The organism is Pseudomonas sp. GW821-FHT02A08 (assembly GCF_059422045.1).
On sequence record NZ_JBWKWD010000018.1, the window covers coordinates 18,852 to 41,521 of the forward strand.

The 22,670-nt window shown below is 61.2% G+C and carries 20 protein-coding genes; 17 read left to right on the forward strand and 3 right to left on the reverse strand.

Going from position 1 to position 22,670, the window contains the following annotated elements; all coding sequences use genetic code 11:
• Positions 1 to 167: 167 nt before the first annotated feature.
• A complete protein-coding gene (gene tusA, locus AC07W4_RS14530; RefSeq protein WP_495032886.1) occupies positions 168 to 419 on the reverse strand; it encodes a sulfurtransferase TusA in 252 nt (83 codons plus the stop codon).
• 196 nt (positions 420 to 615) lie between these two features.
• Positions 616 to 1,689: a 23S rRNA (cytidine(2498)-2'-O)-methyltransferase RlmM gene (gene rlmM / locus AC07W4_RS14535; RefSeq protein ID WP_095943297.1), complete on the reverse strand. Its 1,074-nt coding sequence runs from the start codon at positions 1,687 to 1,689 to the stop codon at positions 616 to 618.
• A gap of 222 nt (positions 1,690 to 1,911) precedes the next feature.
• Between rlmM and acnA the strand changes: the two genes are divergently transcribed.
• From acnA to AC07W4_RS14550, 3 genes are all read left to right on the forward strand, one after another.
• On the forward strand, positions 1,912 to 4,653 hold the full coding sequence (gene acnA / locus AC07W4_RS14540) for an aconitate hydratase AcnA (RefSeq protein WP_495032887.1): 2,742 nt from the start codon (positions 1,912 to 1,914) through the stop codon (positions 4,651 to 4,653).
• A 248-nt stretch (positions 4,654 to 4,901) separates the two neighbouring features.
• Positions 4,902 to 5,693, forward strand: a complete 792-nt coding sequence (locus AC07W4_RS14545) for a CPBP family intramembrane glutamic endopeptidase (RefSeq protein WP_495032888.1) — start codon at positions 4,902 to 4,904, stop codon at positions 5,691 to 5,693.
• Positions 5,694 to 5,798: 105 nt separating this feature from the next.
• The gene (locus AC07W4_RS14550) at positions 5,799 to 7,364 is read left to right on the forward strand and encodes a methyl-accepting chemotaxis protein (RefSeq protein ID WP_495032889.1); all 1,566 of its coding nucleotides are present in this window, start codon (positions 5,799 to 5,801) and stop codon (positions 7,362 to 7,364) included.
• Between the two features lie 202 nt (positions 7,365 to 7,566).
• Here AC07W4_RS14550 and AC07W4_RS14555 read toward each other — a convergent pair whose 3' ends face one another.
• Entirely contained in the window at positions 7,567 to 8,244 is a 678-nt protein-coding gene (locus AC07W4_RS14555; RefSeq protein WP_495032890.1) for an alpha/beta family hydrolase, read from the reverse strand.
• Between the two features lie 94 nt (positions 8,245 to 8,338).
• Between AC07W4_RS14555 and ccoN (AC07W4_RS14560) the strand changes: the two genes are divergently transcribed.
• The 14 genes from ccoN (AC07W4_RS14560) (at position 8,339) to hemN (ending at position 22,596) form a co-directional block, all read left to right on the forward strand.
• On the forward strand, positions 8,339 to 9,763 hold the full coding sequence (gene ccoN, locus AC07W4_RS14560) for a cytochrome-c oxidase, cbb3-type subunit I (protein WP_008050389.1): 1,425 nt from the start codon (positions 8,339 to 8,341) through the stop codon (positions 9,761 to 9,763).
• 10 nt (positions 9,764 to 9,773) lie between these two features.
• Entirely contained in the window at positions 9,774 to 10,382 is a 609-nt protein-coding gene (ccoO, locus tag AC07W4_RS14565) for a cytochrome-c oxidase, cbb3-type subunit II (RefSeq protein WP_008020035.1), read from the forward strand.
• A 3-nt stretch (positions 10,383 to 10,385) separates the two neighbouring features.
• Positions 10,386 to 10,580 carry a cbb3-type cytochrome oxidase subunit 3 gene (locus AC07W4_RS14570; protein WP_495032891.1) on the forward strand — a complete coding sequence of 65 codons (195 nt, stop codon included), beginning with the start codon at positions 10,386 to 10,388 and terminating at the stop codon, positions 10,578 to 10,580.
• Complete coding sequence (gene ccoP, locus AC07W4_RS14575; protein ID WP_495032892.1) at positions 10,577 to 11,533, forward strand: cytochrome-c oxidase, cbb3-type subunit III; 957 nt, start codon at positions 10,577 to 10,579, stop codon at positions 11,531 to 11,533. The genes AC07W4_RS14570 and ccoP (AC07W4_RS14575) overlap by 4 nt, the downstream gene beginning before the upstream one ends.
• A 491-nt stretch (positions 11,534 to 12,024) precedes the next feature.
• Complete coding sequence (ccoN, locus tag AC07W4_RS14580; RefSeq protein ID WP_008050393.1) at positions 12,025 to 13,467, forward strand: cytochrome-c oxidase, cbb3-type subunit I; 1,443 nt, start codon at positions 12,025 to 12,027, stop codon at positions 13,465 to 13,467.
• Entirely contained in the window at positions 13,467 to 14,075 is a 609-nt protein-coding gene (gene ccoO / locus AC07W4_RS14585; RefSeq protein ID WP_011333287.1) for a cytochrome-c oxidase, cbb3-type subunit II, read from the forward strand. Before ccoN (AC07W4_RS14580) ends, ccoO (AC07W4_RS14585) begins: the two co-directional genes overlap by 1 nt.
• A gap of 5 nt (positions 14,076 to 14,080) precedes the next feature.
• A complete protein-coding gene (locus tag AC07W4_RS14590) occupies positions 14,081 to 14,266 on the forward strand; it encodes a CcoQ/FixQ family Cbb3-type cytochrome c oxidase assembly chaperone (protein WP_003175465.1) in 186 nt (61 codons plus the stop codon).
• A complete protein-coding gene (ccoP, locus tag AC07W4_RS14595; RefSeq protein ID WP_495032893.1) occupies positions 14,263 to 15,240 on the forward strand; it encodes a cytochrome-c oxidase, cbb3-type subunit III in 978 nt (325 codons plus the stop codon). The genes AC07W4_RS14590 and ccoP (AC07W4_RS14595) overlap by 4 nt, the downstream gene beginning before the upstream one ends.
• 327 nt (positions 15,241 to 15,567) lie before the next feature.
• On the forward strand, positions 15,568 to 16,983 hold the full coding sequence (ccoG, locus tag AC07W4_RS14600; RefSeq protein ID WP_495032894.1) for a cytochrome c oxidase accessory protein CcoG: 1,416 nt from the start codon (positions 15,568 to 15,570) through the stop codon (positions 16,981 to 16,983).
• A gap of 11 nt (positions 16,984 to 16,994) precedes the next feature.
• A complete protein-coding gene (locus AC07W4_RS14605; RefSeq protein ID WP_495032895.1) occupies positions 16,995 to 17,534 on the forward strand; it encodes a FixH family protein in 540 nt (179 codons plus the stop codon).
• Between the two features lie 156 nt (positions 17,535 to 17,690).
• On the forward strand, positions 17,691 to 20,141 hold the full coding sequence (locus AC07W4_RS14610; protein WP_495032896.1) for a heavy metal translocating P-type ATPase: 2,451 nt from the start codon (positions 17,691 to 17,693) through the stop codon (positions 20,139 to 20,141).
• A gap of 22 nt (positions 20,142 to 20,163) precedes the next feature.
• Positions 20,164 to 20,382 carry a cbb3-type cytochrome oxidase assembly protein CcoS gene (ccoS, locus tag AC07W4_RS14615; RefSeq protein ID WP_007971444.1) on the forward strand — a complete coding sequence of 73 codons (219 nt, stop codon included), beginning with the start codon at positions 20,164 to 20,166 and terminating at the stop codon, positions 20,380 to 20,382.
• Entirely contained in the window at positions 20,375 to 21,058 is a 684-nt protein-coding gene (locus AC07W4_RS14620) for a sulfite exporter TauE/SafE family protein (RefSeq protein ID WP_495032897.1), read from the forward strand. The genes ccoS and AC07W4_RS14620 overlap by 8 nt, the downstream gene beginning before the upstream one ends.
• Before the next feature lie 155 nt (positions 21,059 to 21,213).
• The gene (gene hemN / locus AC07W4_RS14625; RefSeq protein ID WP_495032940.1) at positions 21,214 to 22,596 is read left to right on the forward strand and encodes an oxygen-independent coproporphyrinogen III oxidase; all 1,383 of its coding nucleotides are present in this window, start codon (positions 21,214 to 21,216) and stop codon (positions 22,594 to 22,596) included.
• The last annotated feature ends 74 nt before the right edge of the window (positions 22,597 to 22,670 follow it).

Here is a 22,670-nt window from a genome sequence, read left to right on the forward strand (position 1 = left end):
TAAATCCGGCTTGCACGATCTCTCTGACGTACCGCGAACTCTGGTTTTACGACTGCTTCGCAGCCGAACGCAGCCTCGCGGGCTCGGCAGCTGCTACAAAGGGTGTCGCGGCTGAAATTGCTTAACTGACTGGCATTACCTGCACTGGCAGGTCTTTTTTGAGTCCGTCAACCGGACTTCTTGCGAATCCAGTAAAGGTAGGTGCCCTCATCTTCGTGCTGTGCCACCAGTTCATGGTCGAGAAACACGCAGAACTTGGGAATATCGCGACGGGTCGACGGGTCAGTGGCGATCACCTTGAGCAGGCCGCCGGGCACCAGGTCACGGATGTGCTGGTGCAGCATCATCACCGGCTCGGGGCAATTGAGGCCGGTGGCGTCGAGGGTGCCGTCTACCGGCGTATCAAGCATTTCACTCATGATTCACTCCTGAAACTGGCCGGCATTGTCGCGCATTGCCGGGTGTAACGTCATCTGTGGCAATACGCCGCCCTTGTGGGATGACCACTGACCTGTGGGAGCGGGCTTGCTCGCGAAAGCGGTGTGTCAGCAGCGTTGACGTCGACTGACACGACGCCTTCGCGAGCAAGCCCGCTCCCACATTGGTCCCCGTGTGTCAGCGGGACTTGGGCTTCTTCACATCAATCCGACGCAAATGGCAGGTCACTTCCTCGCGGTCGTGGTACAGCTGCTTGCAGCCGATCTCGACCTTGATGCCCCGCGCCTTGAAGCCATCGGCAATGCGTTCGAGCAAGCGCTTCACTTCGGCATAGCGCTGTTTCATCGGCAGCTTGAGGTTGACCACCGCCTCGCGGCAATGCCCGTCGCCGATCCACTCTTCCAGCATCGCGGCGTTGCGCGCCGGCTTCTCGACGATGTCGCAGACCATCCAGTCCACCGGTTGCTTGGGCTTGAAGGTGAAACCGTCGGCCATCAAGTGTTGCACCAGCCCCGTATCCATCAGGCTTTCGGCCATCGGACCGTTGTCGATGGCGGTCACCAGCATGCCGCGGTTGACCAATTGCCATGTCCAGCCACCGGGGGCGGCCCCGAGGTCGACGCCGGTCATGTCGCCGTGCAGACGCTCGTCCCACTGGTCGCGCGGGATGAAATGGTGCCAGGCCTCTTCCAGTTTGAGGGTCGAACGGCTCGGCGCCTCGCGGGGGAATTTCAAACGGGGAATGCCCATCGGCCACATCGCCGAGTTGTTCGACTCCGCCAGGCCCATGAACACTTCGCGGCCGCTCTTGAACGTCAGCAGCAAACGCGGCTTGTGGGCGTCTTCCACCAGCTTGCCGGCGGCCATCAGCGCCTTGCGCAGGTGCACTTCGAATTTCTTGCAGAAGTTCGACAGTTCCTTGCCGTCGTTGGTATCGACCATTTCCAGCCACAGGCTGCCGCACAGCGGAAAGTCCGCCATATGGGCGAGGATCACGCTGATGCGGTCGGTTTCCGGTAGATCGATGAAGATCCCCCGGGCCCACTGGCGCGGGAAGATCAGTTCGGCGAAACGCTGCCCGCGCATCAGGCGCTCGGCGCCGTCTTCTTCGGTGCAGACAAACTCGGCGCAGGCGGTTGCCGCCTTGGCCTTGGCATATCCGGCCACATTCAAGCGCGCGGCGAGGTCGGAAATCTCGGAACAGACTTCGCCTTCGAAGCCCGGCCGGCAATGCATAAAGAGGGTGTTCATTCTTACTCCTGGGCAATGGCGAGGAATTTCGGCCACTGCGCGATGCCCAGGCTTGCGTTGAAGCAAAGCCTGTCACGAAAACCCGCGCATCATAGCCGACTTCGGAACCTCGAACTTGCCCATAGAGTCCAGTTATTAGCCTTAAGCACTAAAGAGGGCTAGGTTTAGTCCTCTACCCGTTCCCCCAGTCCGTAGCCGTGCGGACTCAAAGGAGTGATCGCAATGCCGTCCCTCGATAGCCTGAATACGCTCAAGACCCTGCAAGTCGGCAACAAGACCTATCACTACTTCAGCCTGCCCGATGCCGCCAAAAGCCTGGGCGACCTGGACAAGCTGCCGATGTCGTTGAAAGTCCTGCTGGAAAACCTGCTGCGCTGGGAGGACGAAAAAACCGTCACCGGCGCCGACCTCAAGGCACTGGCCGCGTGGCTCAAGGAGCGTCGCTCCGACCGGGAGATCCAGTACCGCCCGGCGCGGGTGCTGATGCAGGACTTCACCGGCGTACCGGCGGTGGTCGACCTGGCCGCCATGCGTGCGGCGATGGCCAAGGCTGGCGGCAATCCGCAAAGGATCAACCCCCTGTCGCCGGTGGACCTGGTGATCGACCACTCGGTGATGGTCGACAAGTTCGCCACCAGCAGCGCCTTCGAGCAGAACGTCGACATTGAAATGCAGCGCAATGGCGAACGTTATGCGTTCCTGCGCTGGGGCCAGAGTGCCTTCGACAATTTCAGCGTGGTGCCGCCGGGCACCGGGATCTGCCACCAGGTGAATCTTGAGTACCTCGGCCGCACCGTCTGGACCAAGGACGAGGACGGCCGCACCTACGCTTTCCCCGACACCCTGGTGGGCACCGATTCCCACACCACCATGATCAACGGCCTCGGCGTGCTTGGCTGGGGCGTCGGCGGTATCGAGGCAGAAGCGGCAATGCTCGGGCAACCAGTGTCGATGCTGATTCCGGAAGTCATCGGTTTCAAACTCACCGGCAAGCTCAAGGAAGGCATCACCGCCACCGACCTGGTGCTGACCGTGACCCAGATGCTGCGCAAAAAAGGCGTGGTGGGCAAATTCGTCGAGTTCTACGGCGATGGCCTCGCCGACCTGCCCCTGGCCGACCGCGCGACCATCGCCAACATGGCCCCGGAATACGGCGCCACCTGCGGCTTCTTCCCGGTGGACGACATCACGCTGGAATACCTGCGCCTGTCCGGCCGCCCCCTGGAAACGGTGCAACTGGTCGAGGCCTACAGCAAGGCCCAGGGCCTGTGGCGCCTGCCCGGTCAGGAACCGGTGTTCACCGATAACCTGGCGCTGGACATGGGCAGCGTCGAAGCCAGCCTCGCCGGACCAAAACGTCCACAGGACCGGGTGTCACTGCCCAACGTCGCGCAAGCGTTCAGTGACTTCCTCGACCACCAATTCAAACCCACCAGCAAGGAAGAAGGTCGCCTGGAAAGTGAAGGCGGTGGCGGTGTTGCCGTCGGCAATGCCGATTTGGCCGGCGAAGCGGATTACGATTACGAAGGCCAGACCTATCGCCTGAAAAACGGTGCCGTGGTCATCGCCGCGATCACCTCCTGCACCAACACCTCCAACCCAAGCGTGATGATGGCCGCCGGGCTGGTGGCGAAGAAGGCCGTGGAAAAAGGCCTGAAACGCAAACCCTGGGTGAAGAGCTCGCTGGCCCCCGGCTCGAAAGTGGTCACCGACTACTACAAGGCGGCCGGCCTGACCCATTACCTCGATGAATTGGGCTTTGCCTTGGTCGGCTACGGCTGCACCACTTGCATCGGCAACTCCGGGCCGCTGCCGGAGCCCATCGAAAAAGCCATCCAGCAAGCCGACCTCACCGTGGCTTCCGTGCTCTCGGGCAATCGCAACTTCGAAGGCCGGGTGCATCCACTGGTGAAAACCAACTGGCTGGCCTCCCCGCCACTGGTGGTGGCCTACGCGCTGGCCGGCACGGTGCGCACCGACCTCAGCCGTGAGCCGTTGGGCGAGGACAAGGATGGCAAACCGGTGTACCTGCGGGACATCTGGCCAAGCAGCAAAGAAATTGCCGATGCCGTGAATCAGGTCAACACCGCCATGTTCCACAAGGAATACGCCGAAGTGTTTGCCGGTGACGCGCAATGGCAGGCGATCAAGGTTCCGCAAGCGGCGACCTATGTCTGGCAGGACGATTCGACTTACATCCAGCACCCGCCGTTCTTCGACGACATCGGCGGCCCGCCGCCCGTGATCAAGGACGTCAGCGGCGCCAGGATCCTCGCACTGCTCGGCGACTCGGTGACCACCGACCACATCTCCCCGGCCGGCAACATCAAGGTCGACAGCCCGGCAGGGCAATACCTGCGCGACAAAGGCGTGGAGCCGCGGGACTTCAATTCCTACGGCTCGCGGCGTGGCAACCATGAAGTGATGATGCGCGGCACCTTCGCCAACATCCGCATACGCAACGAAATGCTCGGCGGCGAAGAAGGCGGCAACACCCGCTACATTCCCACCGGGGAGAAAATGCCGATCTACGATGCTGCCATGCGTTATCAGGCTTCAGGCACGCCGCTGGTGGTGATCGCCGGCCAGGAATACGGCACCGGCTCGAGTCGCGACTGGGCCGCCAAGGGCACCAACCTGCTGGGGGTCAAAGCGGTCGTCGCCGAAAGCTTCGAACGGATTCACCGCTCCAACCTGGTGGGCATGGGCGTGCTGCCGCTGCAGTTCAAGCTGGATCAGAACCGCAAGAGCCTTAACCTCAATGGCAGCGAAACCCTGGACATCCTCGGCTTGACCGGCGTCGAGCTGACGCCACGGATGAACTTGACGCTGGTCATCGCTCGCGAAGACGGCAGCAGCGAGAAGATCGAGGTGTTGTGCCGCATCGATACGCTCAATGAGGTGGAGTACTTCAAGGCGGGGGGGATTCTGCATTACGTGTTGCGGCAGTTGATTGCCTCCTAGCCATGCGCTGATACAGACACCGCCTTCGGGCGGTGTTTTTGTTGGGGGCAGTCAGTAAGCTATCGCGAGCAAGCTCGCTCCCACTTTGATATCAATCGGCGACCTGACACGGACTACTGTGGGAGCGGGCTTGCTCGCGAAAGCAGTGTGTCAGCAGCGCTGATGTCGACTGACACGACGTCTTCGCGAGCAAGCCCGCTCCCACAGAGGTTGGTGGCGCACCGCAAATTCCGGCACAAGGACTTCAAATGATTACCCTGCCATGGATGTCTCTGGCCCTGCTTTCCTTCGGCTACGGCCTGGCACTGACCTACGGCCATCTCGGCTGGCTCTCGGCAATCTCGGTGTTTTTGTTGCTGGTCGCGGGTGTCGCCGTCCGCCAACGCGAGATCCCTTTTATCCGCTACCTCGGCCACGGACTGTTCATCGTCCTGGCCCTGGCCCTGGCGACGCATTGGTTACCCGGCTTCTACAACGGTCGCGTAATTGATCCTCAGCGTTTTACCGACGATGCCGCGTCATTCGCCATGCACCTGAATCTGGACAAACCGATGATCGGCTTCTGGCTGTTACTGGTTTGTCCATGGATTGTCGGCCGCCGTTCGCTTCGGTTGTCCCTGTATGCCACCGCACTGGCACTGACCTTGAGCGCCCTGCTGGCATTGGGTGGCGCGCTGTTGCTCGGGGTAATCGCCTGGGCGCCGAAATGGCCGGATCAAGCCTGGTTGTGGTTGCTGAACAATCTGCTGCTGGTGACGCTGGTCGAGGAAGCGCTGTTCCGTGGCTACATCCAGGGCGGCCTGAGCCGATACCTGAAAGACCGGCCCTACGGTGAACACCTCGCCCTACTGCTGGCGTCATTGGTCTTCGGCCTGGCCCATATCGGCGCAGGATGGCAGTGGGTGTTGCTCGCGACGCTGGCCGGGATCGGCTATGGCCTGGCCTACCGTTTTGGAGGACTGACAGCAGCCATCGCTACTCATTTTGGCTTGAACCTGCTGCACTTCGGCCTATTCACCTATCCGATGCTCGCAGGCTGACGCAAGGGTCATTTTGCGACGCATCGCTGATTATCGAAAAATAATCTCAACAATCCGCCGACCTTGCCGATACAGCACTTGAAAGCCTTGCGGATTAAAAAAGCCATGCGTAACAACCAGCCAATTACACAACGCGAGCGGACCTTCCCGGCTCAGCAACGGTTGATTTCCACCACCGATGCCAAGGGCATGATCACCTACTGTAACGACGCTTTCGTCGAAATCAGCGGGTTCTCCCGAGAGGAACTGATCCGTGCACCGCACAACCTGGTCCGTCACCCCGACGTCCCGGCCGCGGTGTTCGCACACATGTGGGAAACGCTGAAACAAGGCTTGCCATGGATGGGCATTGTCAAGAATCGCTGCAAGACCGGTGATCATTACTGGGTGAACGCCTATGTGACACCGATCTTCGAAGGCAATCAGGTGATCGGTTACGAGTCGGTACGGGTCAAGCCCACCGCCGAACAGATCAGCCGCGCCGAAGCGCTCTACCAACGCATCAACCAGGGCAAGTCGGCCGTTCCCTCCTCGGATAAATGGGTACCGATCCTGCAGGACTGGTTGCCGTTCATCCTGGTCAGCCAATTGAGCTTCATGATCGGTGCGTCGCTGAACTCCCACTGGGGGTTTGCCCTGGCTGCCGGTCTCTCGGTGCCGCTGGGCTTGCTGGGTCTGAGCTGGCAACAGCGCGGTCTCAAGCGCTTGTTGAAACTGGCTGAGCAGACGACGTCTGACCCGTTGATCGCACAGATGTACACCGACAGTCGCGGCGCCCAGGCGCGTCTGGAGATGTCGATCCTCAGCCAGGAAGCACGTCTGAAAACTTGCCTGACACGTCTGCAGGACACTGCTGAACACCTGACCGATCAGGCCAGACAGTCCGATGCCCTGGCACATAACAGCTCCAGCGGCCTGGAACGTCAACGGGTCGAGACCGAGCAAGTGGCCACCGCGGTCAACCAGATGGCCGCGACCACCCAGGAGGTCGCCAGCCACGTACAACGCACCGCCGACGCCACCCAGGAAGCCAATCGCCTGACCGGTCGTGGTCGCGACATCGCCGGGGAAACCCGCGAAGCCATCCAGCGCCTGTCGGTGGTGGTCGGTGAAACCGGCGTGACCGTGACCCAACTGGCCAAGGACAGCAACGAAATCGGCGGCGTGGTCGACGTGATCAAAGGCATCGCCGACCAGACCAACCTGCTGGCCCTGAACGCCGCCATCGAAGCGGCCCGTGCCGGCGAGATGGGGCGTGGATTTGCGGTGGTGGCTGACGAAGTCCGTCAGCTGGCGCAACGCACCAGCGAGTCCACCGGGCAGATTCATGCACTGATCGCCAAGCTCCAGCAAACCGCCGGTACCGCCGTACAAACCATGGAAGCCGGGCATCGCCAGGCGGAAGAAGGCGTGGCGCGGGTACTGGAAGCGGACCAGGCACTGGTGGGGATCAGCGAAGCGGTGGCCAACATCACCGACATGACCACCCAGATCGCCGCCGCGACCGAAGAGCAAAGTGCCGTGGCCGAAGAAATCAGCCGCAACATCAGCAACATTTCGGACCTGGCGGACCAGACTTCGGAACAGGCACAGAACTCGGCGTTGCTGAGTGAAGAGCTGAGCAAGACTGCCAACACGCAATATTCGTTGGTGGAGCGGTTTAACCGCTGATTGTTGTTGATCAATAAAAAACCCGGACAGTGGAAGCTTCCGGGTTTTTTTATTATCAATTTGAAAAGTATGTTGCCTGTGCGGCCGCCTTCGCGGGCAAGCCCGCTCCCACAGGGTTTTGCATTGATCACACGATCAAACACCACAGATCACTGTGGGAGCGGGCTTGCCCGCGAAGAGGCCATTTGCAACACCAAACCTTTCACTGAAGGAATGAAGCCACCCTCTCAGCCGCAGCCGCCAAATGCTGCTCATGGCTAAACCCCGAAACCTTCAACGGCTTCAAGTCATGATCCCCCGCCACCAGCCAGAACACCTCGATACTTGGCGATAGCGCATAACCCGCGACCGCCTCGCGATTGCCCAATGCATCGCGCTCGCCCTGCACAATCAAGGTCCGAGTCTTCAGCCTGGCCAAATGTTCGACCCGTGGCTTCTCCGGTTTGCCCACTGCATAAAACGGATAGCCCAGGCACACCAGCGCATCCACACCCAACTCATCGGCCAGCAAACTGGCCATCCGCCCGCCCATTGACTTGCCACCGATGGCCAGCGGCCCGGCGACATGGCGTCGCACTTCGGCATACACCTCGCGCCAGCATTCCAGCAGTTTCGGGGCCGGATTTGGCGGGCGTTTGCCGCCGTCGATGCGCCGTTGCGCCATGTAGGGAAACTCGAAACGCAAGACGTTGACACCAAGCCCGGCAAGGCGTGCAGCCATGTCGCTCATCCAGTCGCTGTCCATCGGTGCGCCGGCGCCATGGGCGAGGATCAGCGTCGCTGAAGCCGGTGATGTAGCGGCATTCCACAACCATCCATGATCCCGCACGCACTGTGCCCATTGATCCCCGTCAATACCGGCCTTGTGCCCTTTGTCCATGCTTGCCTCGCTTTTAGTCTGCCTATAACTCCGGCCGAAGGGTGCACCGCCTTGCGCTGCGCGCTCACTTCGGCTGAACCGTGGATGGGGAACCATGAACACTTCTATCAGTACCGCCTACAACTACAAGGTGGTCCGCCAATTCGCCATTATGACGGTGGTGTGGGGCATCGTCGGCATGGGGCTCGGGGTTTTTCTCGCTGCCCAGTTGGTCTGGCCCGAACTCAACTTCAATTTGCCGTGGACCAGCTTCGGCCGCTTGCGCCCGTTGCACACCAACGCGGTGATTTTCGCCTTTGGCGGCTGCGCCTTGTTCGCCAGTTCGTTTTACTCAGTACAACGGACTTGCCAGACACGCTTATTTGCTCCCGCAATTGCAGCGTTCTGTTTCTGGGGCTGGCAGCTGGTGATTCTGCTGGCAGCCATCAGCCTGCCGCTGGGCTACACCAGTTCCAAGGAATACGCCGAGCTGGAATGGCCGATCGACATCCTGATCACCATTGTCTGGGTCGCCTACGCCATCGTGTTCTTCGGCACGATCATGCAGCGCAAGACCAAACACATCTATGTCGGCAACTGGTTCTTTGGTGCGTTCATCGTCACCGTGGCGATCCTGCACATCGTCAACAACATGGAACTGCCGGTCAGTTTCACCAAGTCCTACTCGCTGTACGCCGGTGCCACCGACGCGATGGTGCAATGGTGGTACGGCCACAACGCCGTGGGCTTTTTCCTCACCGCCGGGTTCCTCGGCATGATGTATTACTTCGTGCCGAAACAGGCCGAGCGCCCGGTTTACTCCTATCGCCTGTCGATCGTGCACTTCTGGGCGCTGATCACCCTGTACATCTGGGCCGGCCCCCACCACCTGCACTACACCGCACTGCCGGACTGGGCGCAGTCGCTGGGCATGGTGATGTCGCTGATCCTGCTGGCGCCGAGCTGGGGCGGGATGATCAACGGCATGATGACCCTGTCGGGCGCCTGGCATAAGTTGCGCAGCGACCCGGTCCTGCGCTTCCTCGTGGTGTCGCTGGCGTTCTACGGCATGTCGACCTTCGAAGGGCCGATGATGGCGATCAAGACGGTCAACGCCCTCTCCCACTACACCGACTGGACCATCGGCCACGTACACGCAGGCGCCTTGGGCTGGGTGGCGATGATTTCCATCGGCGCGCTGTACCACATGATCCCGAAAGTCTTCGGACGCGAGCAGATGCACAGCATCGGCCTGATCAACGCGCACTTCTGGCTCGCCACCATCGGCACCGTGCTGTACATCGCCTCGATGTGGGTCAACGGCATCGCCCAGGGCCTGATGTGGCGTGCAGTGAACGAGGACGGCACGCTGACTTACTCCTTCGTCGAAACCCTGGTGGCCAGCCACCCTGGCTTCGTCGTGCGGTTGGTGGGCGGCGCGATATTCCTCAGTGGCATGTTCCTGATGGCCTACAACACCTGGCGCACCGTGCGGGCCTCGCAGCCTGCCGAAGTCGCCGCTGCCGCGCAGATGGCCTGAGGAGTCCGCCATGAAACACGAAACTATCGAGAAAAACGTCGGCCTGTTGTTGCTGCTGATGATCCTGGCCGTGAGCATCGGTGGCCTGACCCAGATCGTCCCGCTGTTCTTCCAGGACGTGACCAATAAGCCGGTGGAAGGCATGAAGCCCTACACCGCGCTGCAACTGGAAGGTCGCGACATCTACATCCGCGAAGGCTGCGTCGGCTGTCACTCACAGATGATCCGTCCGTTCCGCGCCGAGACCGAACGCTATGGGCACTACTCGGTGGCCGGCGAAAGCGTCTGGGATCACCCGTTCCTCTGGGGTTCGAAACGCACCGGGCCGGATCTGGCCCGGGTCGGCGCACGCTACTCGGATGACTGGCACCGCGCGCACTTGTACAACCCGCGCAACGTCGTGCCGGAGTCGAAGATGCCCGCCTACCCGTGGCTGGTGGCCAATCAACTCGACAGCAGCCACACCGAAACCAAGATCAAGGCCATGCGCACCCTGGGCGTGCCCTACACCGACGAAGACATCACCGGCGCCGTTGCCTCACTCAAGGGCAAGAGCGAAATGGATGCGCTGGTCGCCTACCTGCAAGTGCTCGGCACTGCCATCAAGAGCAAGAGGTGAGCAATGTTTGAATTGAGCACTGGAATGATCCGCGGCCTGGGCACAGTCGTCGTATTCGTGGCCTTCGTCGGCCTGACCCTGTGGGTATTCAACGGCAAGCGCGGCGCGGAGTTCGCCGAAGCGCGCCTGCTGCCGTTCGCCGACGAACCACAACCCGACATCACCGAAGATTCAGCAACAAGGAGTACCCGGCCATGACCACCTTCTGGAGTACGTGGATCTGCGTACTGACCATCGGCAGCCTGATCGGCCTGACCTGGCTGCTGATCGGCACCCGCAAGGGCGAGACCAAGGGCAGCGTCGACCAGACCATGGGCCACAGCTTCGATGGCATCGAGGAGTACGACAACCCGCTGCCGCAATGGTGGTTCATGCTGTTCGCCGGCACGCTGGTGTTCGCCGTCGGCTACCTGATCCTTTATCCGGGCCTGGGCAACTGGAAAGGCATCCTTCCCGGCTATGAGAACGGCTGGACCGGCGCCCACGAGTGGGAAAAGGAAATGGCCAAGGCTGACGCCAAGTTCGGACCGATCTTCGCCAAATTCGCGGCAATGCCACTGGAAGAAGTGGCCAAAGACCCGCAAGCGCTGAAAATGGGCGGCCGCCTGTTTGCCTCCAACTGCTCGGTGTGCCACGGCTCGGATGCCAAGGGTGCATTCGGTTTCCCCAACCTGACCGACAGCGACTGGCGCTGGGGCGGCAGCCCGGAAACCATCAAGACCACCATCATGGGTGGCCGGATGGCGATGATGCCGGCCTGGGATGAAGTCCTGGGGGAAGAAGGCGTGAAAAACGTCGCCGCTTATGTGCGACATGATCTGGCCGGCCTGCCGTTGCCGGAAGGCAGCAAGGCGGACCTGCAAGCCGGACAACAAGCCTTCAGCACCACCTGCGTCGCCTGCCATGGGGCAAACGGCCAGGGCACCGAAGCCATGGGCGCGCCGAACCTGACGCACCCGGCCGGCTTCATTTACGGCACCAGCCTGACGCAGCTTGAACAAACGATTCGGCATGGCCGCCAGGGCCATATGCCGGCGCAGAACGAACTGCTCGGCAACGATAAGGTGCAACTGCTCGCGGCTTACGTGTTCAGCCTTTCGAAAGGTGATGAGCAGTTGAGCGACAAGCTTCAAGCTACAAGCGGCAAGTAAAGGCAAAAGCAGAAACCGCAAGCACGGGCTCTAACTTGGAGCTTGTAGCTTGCGGCTTGTAGCTGCTTCTTTTTGTCGCACCCTCTTTGACTCTTCCTTTCGGTTCCCCGGATTCAGGTCTAAGCTTCCCCCGATGCGGACTGGCCGGTGCCGGTTCCAGGTCGATCCTGAACGATGTGTTCGACGAATCTGCCCAATGACAGGCCGCAAAGGCTGGTAGATACCGGCTGTCGCGCCAATTGCCTTCGGTCAGCCAAACGTTGCGTTTGAACACACCTCGTTACATCCGACCTGACCCCCTCGCCTGATCAGTCCACCGGGACGTTTTGCCCGCGGGCAATTTTGTCCCTACGCGGCGCATGGAAAGGCCGCAGAATCAGCATTTGAAAGCATTGACCCAGGTCATGGCGCGTTGCAATGACCCCCTGCTTTCTCCATACTTGCGGCCGATTTTTAATCCTAATAAAACACCCAAACCGTGGAACCTTAGAATGAGCACAGCAATCAGTCCGACTGCTTATAACTATAAGGTAGTCCGCCAGTTCGCCATCATGACGGTGGTCTGGGGGATCCTTGGCATGGGGCTCGGTGTCTTCATCGCCTCGCAACTGGTCTGGCCGGAATTGAATTTCGGCCTGGCATGGACGAGCTTTGGACGCCTGCGCCCGCTGCACACCAACCTGGTGATTTTCGCCTTCGGTGGATGTGCACTGTTTGCCACTTCTTATTACGTCGTGCAGCGAACCTGCCAAACGCGACTGATTTCCGACAGCCTCGCCGCCTTCACCTTCTGGGGATGGCAAGCGGTGATCGTCGGCGCGATCATTACCTTGCCGATGGGTTTCACCACCACCAAGGAATACGCGGAACTGGAATGGCCCCTGGCTATTCTGCTGGCCATTGTCTGGGTCACCTACGGTCTGGTGTTCTTCGGCACCATCGTCAAGCGCAAGACCAAGCACATCTATGTGGGTAACTGGTTCTACGGCGCGTTCATCGTCGTGACCGCGATGCTGCACATCGTCAACCACATGTCGCTGCCGGTCAGCCTCTTCAAGTCCTACTCGGCCTACTCGGGTGCGACGGACGCGATGATCCAGTGGTGGTACGGCCACAACGCCGTGGGCTTCTTCCTGACCACCGGCTTCCTGGGCATGATGTACTACTTCGTGCCGAAACAGGCCGAGCGTCCGATCTACTCCTATCGCCTGTCGATCGTGCACTTCTGGGCGCTGATCACCCTGTACATCTGGGCAGGTCCACACCACCTGCACTACACCGCTTTGCCGGACTGGGCACAATCGCTGGGCATGGCGATGTCGATCATCCTGCTGGCGCCAAGCTGGGGCGGCATGATCAACGGCATGATGACCCTGTCGGGCGCCTGGCATAAGCTGCGCACCGACCCGATCCTGCGCTTTTTGGTGGTTTCCCTGGCGTTCTACGGCATGTCGACCTTCGAAGGTCCGATGATGGCGATCAAGACCGTGAACTCCCTGTCGCACTACACCGACTGGACCATCGGCCACGTACACGCCGGTGCCTTGGGCTGGGTTGCGATGATCTCGATCGGCGCCATCTACCACATGATCCCGAAACTGTTCGGTCGTGCGCAGATGCACAGCACCGGCCTGATCAACACCCACTTCTGGCTCGCGACCATCGGTACCGTGCTCTACATCGCTTCGATGTGGGTCAACGGCATCACCCAGGGTCTGATGTGGCGTGCAATCAACGATGACGGCACCCTCACCTACTCGTTCGTCGAAGCGCTGCAGGCCAGCCACCCGGGCTTCATCGTCCGCGCCCTGGGCGGTGCATTCTTCGCCACCGGCATGCTGTTCATGGCCTACAACGTATTCCGTACCGTACGCGCCTCGAACCCGGCTGAAGCCAAAGCCGCCGAACAGATTGCCGTAGTTGGAGCTCACTGATGAAGCATGAAGCAGTCGAGAAGAATATTGGCCTGCTGGCCTTCTTCATGGTTATCGCCGTCAGTGTCGGCGGCCTGACCCAGATCGTTCCACTGTTTTTCCAGGATGTCACCAACAAGCCGGTCGAGGGCATGAAGCCCCGCACCGCCCTTGAACTGGAAGGCCGGGACGTTTATATCGCCAACGGTTGTGTCGGCTGCCACTCGCAGATGATCCGTCCGTTCCGTGCCGAAACCGAACGCTACGGCCACTACTCGGTCGCCGGTGAAAGCGTCTGGGACCACCCGTTCCTGTGGGGTTCCAAGCGTACCGGTCCGGACCTGGCCCGCGTCGGCGGTCGTTACTCCGATGACTGGCAGCGTGCGCACCTGTACAACCCGCGCAACGTCGTGCCCGAGTCGAAAATGCCGGCCTACCCGTTCCTCGTGGAAAACAAGCTCGACGGCAAAGACACCGCCAAGAAAATGGAAGTCTTGCGCACGCTCGGCGTCCCTTACACCGACGAAGACATCGCCGGCGCCAGAGATGCTGTGAAGGGCAAAACCGAAATGGACGCGCTGGTGGCCTATCTGCAAGGCCTGGGCACCATCATCAAAAGCAAACGGTGAATTGGATGGATATCGGGATGATTCGTGGCCTGGGCACCGTTGTCGTGATGGTGGCCTTCATCGGACTGGCACTGTGGGTGTTCAGTCCCAAGCGCAAGTCGGAGTTTGAAGACGCGACCTTGCTGCCTTTCGCGGATGATCCCGAAGCCATCAAGCACGTCGAGCAAGCTTCTAGGAGTAACAAAGAATGACTACATTCTGGAGTCTGTACGTCACAGTCCTCAGTCTCGGCACCATCTTCGCCCTGACCTGGCTGCTGCTGTCCACCCGCAAGGGCCAGCGCGCCGAGCAAACCGACGAGACGGTTGGTCACTCCTTCGACGGGATCGAGGAGTACGACAACCCGCTGCCGAAATGGTGGTTCATGCTGTTCGTGGGCACCATCATCTTCGCACTGGGCTACCTGGCGCTGTATCCGGGCCTGGGTAACTGGAAAGGCCTGCTGCCGGGTTACGGCTACCTCGACAACGAGAAGCAGACCCCGTTCGCCAACGGCCAGACCGGCTGGACCGGCGTTCACGAGTGGGAAAAGGAAATGGCCAGGTCGGACGCCAAGTTCGGTCCGATCTTCGCCAAGTTCGCGGCCATGCCAATCGAAGAAGTGGCCAAGGACCCGCAAGCCCTGAAGATGGGTGGCCGCCTGTTCGCCTCCAACTGCTCGGTTTGCCACGGTTCCGACGCCAAGGGCGCCTATGGCTTCCCGAATCTGACCGACGCCGACTGGCGCTGGGGCGGCGAGGCACAAACCATCAAGACCACCATCATGGGCGGCCGTCATGCGGTGATGCCTGCGTGGGCTGAAGTGATCGGCGAACAAGGCGTGGCCGACGTGGCCGCGTTTGTCCTGACCAACCTGGATGGCCGCAAGCTGCCGGAAGGCGCCAAGGCCGATCCGGTTGCCGGGCAGAAACTGTTCGCTACCAACTGCGTGGCGTGCCACGGTCCGGAAGGCAAAGGCACCCCAGCGATGGGCGCACCCAACCTGACTCACCCGGCAGCGTTCATCTACGGTTCGAGCTTCGCTCAACTGCAGCAGACCATCCGTTACGGCCGTCAGGGCCAGATGCCTGCGCAAGAGGCAATGCAGGGTAACGACAAGGTTCACCTGCTGGCCGCTTACGTCTACAGCCTGTCTCACGGTGAGAAGGCAGCGGACGCCGAGTAAGGCAAACGCTTGAAGCAACAAAAAACGGCCCCGCCAATGTGAATTGGCGGGGCCGTTTCGTTTGAGGCCAGTATTCGAGGGATCAAATTGAAAAATGCAGTCATGGAATGAAACAGGATCGAACGACCCACACCGAAAACTCGTCCATAATTTACAAGTCAATTGATTCAAGTCATTACACCATCAATTGATTTTGCCAAACGTGACCAAAGGTCGCACCCGCAGGCTAGAGCGACAGGCGTATCATTGCGCCACTGCAACACCCCTTTTTGACCGCGGTCGGCACGTACTGACCGAGGCACTTTTCCACTGCCGTGGGATGCAATGATGAGCAACCAGATTCCGGTACACGACGTCACTCCACCCACCAGGAACGCGAACAACAGCGTCGACCTTTACGCCTCCAGGGAAAAAATCTACACCCGCGCCTTCACCGGCCTGTTTCGCAACCTGCGGATGACCGGCGGAGCCCTGTTGTTCCTGCTGTATTTCGGCACGGTGTGGCTGAACTGGGGTGGTCATCAGGCCGTGTGGTGGAACCTGCCGGAGCGCAAGTTCTTCATTTTCGGCGCCACCTTCTGGCCCCAGGATTTCATTCTGCTGTCCGGCATGTTGATCATCGCCGCCTTCGGCCTGTTCTTCATCACCGTGTACGCCGGCCGGGTCTGGTGCGGTTATACCTGCCCGCAAAGCGTCTGGACCTGGATCTTCATGTGGTGCGAAAAAGTCACCGAAGGTGACCGCAACCAACGCATCAAGCTCGACAAGGCGCCGATGACCGCCAACAAGTTCCTGCGCAAGTTCAGCAAGCACACCATGTGGCTGCTGATCGGTTTCGTCACCGGCATGACCTTCGTCGGCTACTTCTCACCGGTCCGCGAACTGGTGTTCGACTTCTTCACCGGCCAGGCGGATGGCTGGTCGTACTTCTGGGTCGGTTTCTTCACCCTCGCCACTTACGGCAACGCCGGCTGGTTGCGCGAACAGGTGTGCATCTACATGTGCCCGTACGCACGCTTCCAGAGCGTGATGTTCGACAAGGACACCCTGATCGTTTCCTACGACCCGCGCCGTGGCGAAGGCCGTGGCCCGCGTAAAAAAGGCATCGACTACAAGGCTCAGGGCCTGGGTGACTGCATCGACTGCACCATGTGCGTCCAGGTCTGCCCGACCGGTATCGACATCCGCGACGGCCTGCAGATCGAATGCATCGGTTGCGCCGCCTGCATCGACGCCTGCGACGCCATCATGGACAAAATGGATTACCCGCGCGGACTGATCAGCTACACCACCGAGCACAACCTGTCCGGGCAGAAAACCCATAAACTGCGTCCGCGCCTGATTGGCTATGCCATTGTGCTGCTGGCAATGATCAGCCTGCTGGTGACGGCATTCTTCATGCGTGCGCTGGTGGGCTTCGATGTCAGCAAGGACCGCGTGCTGTACCGCGAGAACGCCGAAGGCCGGATCGAAAACGTCTACAGCCTGAAAATCATGAACAAGGACCAGCGTGACCATACCTACCTGCTCGACGCCTCCGGCCTGCCGGATCTCAAATTGCAGGGGCGACGCGAGATCAAGGTCGCGGCCGGCGACATCGTCAGCCAGCCTGTCGAGCTGTCCGTCGCACCGGAAAAACTGCCGTCGAGCACCAACGAGGTGAAATTCATCCTCAAGGACGCCGATGACGAAAGCGTCCACATTGAAGCCAAGAGCCGGTTCATCGGCCCACAGAATCGTTGAGAGAACAGAACATGCCCGCAGCAACTGCCGCAAGTCCCTGGTACAAGCACCTCTGGCCGTGGATCATCATCGGGATCCTGGCCTGCTCGGTGGCCTTGACCTTGTCCATGGTGACCATCGCGGTGAACAACCCTGACAACCTGGTCAACGACAACTACTACGAGGCCGGAAAAGGCATCAACCGCTCCCTTGACCGTGAGCTGCTGGCCCAGACCCTGAAAATGCGTGCCAGCGTTCATCTCGACGGCATGACCGGCGAGGTTGACCTGCGCCTGAGCGGCGACAGCCAGCCCGGGACCCTGGAGCTGAACCTGATCTCGCCGACCCAGCCGGAAAAGGATCGCAAGATCACCCTGACCCGCAGCGAAACCGAACAGGGCCGCTACATCGGCCAGTTGAACGACAAGGTCGAAGGCCGGCGTTTTGTCGAGTTGCTTGGCACTCAGGACGAGCACATCTGGCGCATGTTCGAAGAAGAACCGGTCAGCCACGACAAGGATCTGCTGCTCGGTGACGAACCGTTGCAAGGTGCTGAAGACCTGAAAAAGTAAAAGCTGCGCTCCGCGCATTCGCGGGCAAGCCCGCTCCCACAGTTGATCAATGTCATACGCAGATTTTGCGTACACCGATGATCCCTGTGGGAGCGGGCTTGCCCGCGAAGAGGCCCTGCTTGACGACAGAGATCCTGCGGCATTAATGAAAATCCCATGACCACCCCACTCCCCTGCTACCACTGCGCCCTGCCCGTCCCGGCCGGCAGCCGCTTCACCGCCGCGGTCCTGGGGCAAACCCGCGAATTCTGCTGCCCGGGTTGCCAGGCTGTGGCCGAGGCCATTGTCGCCGGCGGCCTGGATAGCTATTACCAGCACCGCAGCGAAGCCTCGGCCAACCCCGAAGCGCTGCCAGTGCAACTGGTGGATGAACTGGCGCTGTACGACCGTGCCGATGTGCAGCAACCCTTCGTTCGCCACGACGGCGAACTCGCCGAAACCACACTATTGATGGAAGGCATCAGTTGCGCCGCCTGCGGCTGGTTGATCGAAAAACACCTGCGCACCTTGCCTGCCGTAGCCGAAGCGCGCCTGAACCTGTCCAACCATCGCCTGCACGTACGCTGGAGCGACGCGCAATTACCCCTGAGCCAGGTCCTCAGCGAGCTGCGCCACATCGGTTACGCCGCGCACCCGTATCAGGCCGACCGGGCCAGCGAACAACTGGCCAGCGAAAACCGCCTGGCCCTGCGCCAGCTCGGCGTGGCCGGGTTGCTGTGGTTCCAGGCGATGATGGCAACCATGGCCACCTGGCCTGAATTCAACATCGACCTGAGCCCCGAACTGCACACCATCCTGCGCTGGGTTGCGCTGTTCCTCACCACCCCGATCGTGTTCTACAGCTGCGCGCCGTTCTTCAAGGGCGCCATGCGCGACCTGCGCACCCGCCACCTGACCATGGACGTTTCGGTGTCGCTGGCCATCGGCAGCGCCTACATCGCCGGGATCTGGACATCCATCACCGGGGTCGGCGAACTGTATTTCGATGCCGTCGGCATGTTTGCCCTGTTCCTGCTGGCCGGGCGTTATCTGGAGCGGCGCGCCCGCGAACGCACCGCCGCCGCCACCGCGCAGCTTGTGAATCTGCTGCCCGCCTCGTGCCTGCGATTGACCGCCGACGGCCAGAGCGAACGCATTCTGCTCAGCGAACTGCGCATTGGCGATCAGGTGCTGGTTCATCCAGGCGCCATTCTCCCGGCTGACGGCAAGATCCTCGACGGCCAGTCGAGTGTCGACGAGTCGCTGCTGACCGGCGAATACCTGCCGCAACCCCGCACCCTGGGCGATGCGGTCACCGCCGGCACAATGAACGTCGAAGGCGCGCTTACCGTCGAGGTCCAGGCCCTGGGCCAGGACACTCGCCTCTCGGCCATCGTTCGCCTGCTCGAGCGTGCCCAGGCCGAAAAGCCGCGCCTGGCGGAAATCGCCGACCGCGCCGCGCAATGGTTCCTGCTGTTGTCGCTGATCGCCGCCGCCGCAATTGGCCTGTTGTGGTGGGAGCTGGACTCATCGCGGGCATTCTGGATTGTGTTGGCGATGCTGGTGGCGACCTGCCCCTGCGCCTTGTCGCTGGCGACGCCGACCGCCCTCACCGCCGCCACCGGCACATTGCACAAACTTGGCCTGCTGTTGACCCGTGGTCATGTGCTGGAAGGCTTGAACCAGATCGACACGGTGATTTTCGACAAGACCGGCACCCTCACCGAAGGGCGTCTGGCGCTGCGCTCGATCCGCCCCCTCGGCGCGCTCGACAGCAATCAATGCCTGAGCCTCGCCGCCGCCCTGGAAAACCGCTCCGAACACCCGATCGCCCGCGCTTTCGGTCGTGCGCCGATGGCGGCCGAAGAAGTCCACAGCACACCGGGCCTTGGCCTGGAGGGGCTGGTTGAAGGGCGACGCCTGCGCATCGGCCAATCGTGTTTCGTCTGCGAACTCAGCGGCGCCGTGGTGCCGTCGATGCCCGAAGAAGCCGGCCAATGGCTGCTGCTTGGCGACAGCCAGGGACCGCTGGCCTGGCTCGTCCTCGATGATCGCTTGCGGGCCGATGCGCCCGCGCTGCTCGCCGCGTGCAAGGCGCGTGGCTGGCGCACGCTGCTGTTGTCCGGCGACAGTTCACCGATGGTCGCCAGCGTTGCGGCGGAACTGGGCATCGATGAAGCCCGTGGCGGCTTGCGTCCGGACGACAAACTGCAAGTCCTGCAACAACTGCACAAGGAAGGGCGCAAGGTGTTGATGCTGGGTGACGGGGTCAATGACGTGCCGGTGCTGGCGGCTGCGGATATCAGCGTCGCCATGGGCTCGGCCACCGACCTGGCGAAAACCAGTGCCGATGCCGTGCTGCTGTCCAACCGCCTCGACGCGCTGGTGCAAGCCTTCAGCCTGGCGCGGCGCACCCGTCGGGTCATTATCGAGAACCTGTTGTGGGCGGGGTTGTACAATGGCCTCATGCTGCCCTTCGCAGCCCTCGGCTGGATCACTCCGGTATGGGCGGCGGTGGGCATGTCGATCAGTTCGTTGACCGTGGTATTGAACGCGCTGCGCCTGACTCGCATGCCGAGCGCGCCCGCCCCCTGCACCACGCCAGAAACCCGCCCGCTGCCGGCCTGAGCCGCGCGGGCATGGAGTCCAGATGCCAGCTCTTTACGTGATGATTCCCGCTGCACTGCTGATCGTGGCCATCGCCGTCTATATCTTCTTCTGGGCGGTGGACAGCGGTCAGTACGACGACCTTGACGGCCCGGCCCACAGCATCCTGTTCGACGACCAGGACCCGAACCACACCGCCGCCGTCGATGAGGCCAGCGGCCAACCGGCCAAGCCGCAAGACAAGGCCCCGCCCCATGCTTGACCTGGCGCCACTGCTGGTGTCGGCGGTGATCCTCGGCTTGCTCGGCGGTGGCCATTGCCTGGGCATGTGCGGCGGCTTGATGGGCGCGCTGACCCTGGCGATTCCCAAGGAACAACGCAGCCGCCGCTTTCGCCTGCTGCTGGCCTACAACCTGGGGCGGATCCTGAGTTATGCCTGCGCCGGACTATTGATCGGCCTGGCCGGATGGGCCGTGGCCAGCAGCCCGGCGGCGATGTTCCTGCGTGTCCTCGCCGGGTTGCTGCTGATTGCCATGGGCCTGTACCTGGCCGGCTGGTGGAGCGGCCTGACCCGTATCGAAAGCCTCGGTCGAGGCTTGTGGCGGCACATCCAGCCAGTCGCCAACCGGTTGCTGCCGGTATCGAGCGTTCCGCGCGCGCTGCTGCTGGGTGCGCTCTGGGGCTGGCTGCCGTGCGGTCTGGTTTACAGCACCCTGCTATGGTCAGCCAGTCAGGGCAACGCGCTGGACAGTGCATTGTTGATGCTTGCGTTCGGGCTCGGCACCTGGCCGGTATTGCTGGCGACCGGCCTGGCTGCCGAGCGCGTCACCGCACTATTGCGCAAGCGCAGTGTGCGCATGGCGGGTGGGATGCTGGTGATGCTGTTTGGTCTCTGGACACTGCCGGGGCCGCATCAGCATTGGCTCATGGGGCACTAAATCGGCGGCGCCCCCTTGTAGCAGCTGCCGAGCCTGCGAGGCTGCTGCTATAGGGGATGTTTGGCAATGACATCCTTGATGCAAATCAAGATGCCCAATCCCGACCTCGCATAAGGTGGCCGACACTGCCAGCCTATCCGGGGAATGCCCGCATGATGCTCGACGCCATTCGTTGGGACACCGATCTGATCCGCCGTTATGACCTGGCGGGACCCCGCTACACCTCGTACCCGACCGCAGTGCAATTCAACAGCCAGGTCGGCACCTTCGACCTGTTTCATGCCCTGCGCGACAGCCGCAAGGCCCAACGCCCGCTGTCGCTGTACGTGCACGTGCCGTTCTGCGCGAACATTTGCTACTACTGCGCCTGCAACAAGGTCATCACCAAGGATCGCGGCCGGGCGCAGCCGTATTTGCAGCGCCTGGAACAGGAGATCCAGTTGATCGCCTGCCACCTCGACCCCACGCAGAAAGTCGAGCAACTGCACTTCGGTGGCGGCACGCCGACCTTTCTCAGCCACGACGAACTGCGCCAGTTGATGGCGCATTTGCGCAAACACTTCAATTTGCTCGACGACGATTCCGGCGACTACGGCATCGAGATCGACCCCCGCGAGGCCGACTGGTCGACCATGGGACTGCTGCGGGAACTGGGTTTCAACCGGGTCAGCATCGGCCTGCAAGACCTCGACCCGGCGGTGCAACGCGCAGTCAATCGCCTGCAAAGCCTGGAAGAAACCCGCGCGGTGATCGACGCTGCCCGCACCTTGCAGTTTCGCTCGATCAATATCGACTTGATCTACGGCCTGCCGAGACAGACGCCGGAGAATTTCGCCCGCACCGTCGAAGAGGTCATCAACCTGCAACCGGACAGGTTATCGGTGTTCAACTACGCCCACCTGCCGGAACGCTTCATGCCGCAGCGGCGCATCAACAGCAATGAACTGCCGACACCCGCACAGAAACTGGAAATGCTGCAGCGCACCATCGAGCAACTGATCGGCGCAGGCTACCGCTACATCGGCATGGACCACTTCGCCCTGCCCGACGATGAGCTGGCGATTGCCCAGGAAGAATCGACCCTGCAACGCAATTTCCAGGGTTACACCACCCACGGTCATTGCGATCTGATCGGCCTCGGCGTCTCGGCAATCAGCCAGATCGGCGACCTCTACTGCCAGAACAGCAGCGACCTGAACCACTATCAGAACACCCTGGCCTCAATGCAACTGGCCACCAGCCGCGGCCTGCTGTGCAATGCCGATGACCGGCTGCGGCGCGCGGTCATTGCGCAATTGATCTGCAATTTCAGCCTGGAATTCTCCGACATCGAACAAGCCTTCAACATCGATTTCCAGGGCTACTTCGGCGAACTCTGGCCCCAACTGCAAGGCATGGCCAAAGACGGGCTGATCGAACTCGATCGCGACAGGATCACCATCCTGCCCGCCGGGCGACTGTTGGTGCGTTCGGTGTGCATGGTGTTCGACACGTACCTGGAACAACACAGCCGCCAGCGATTTTCACGGGTGATCTAATTCTGCAAGGTAGCGTCCCGGACTGGCCTCGATCTCCTATGGTGAGTTACCCTTACGTCTTATGTGTGAATTCC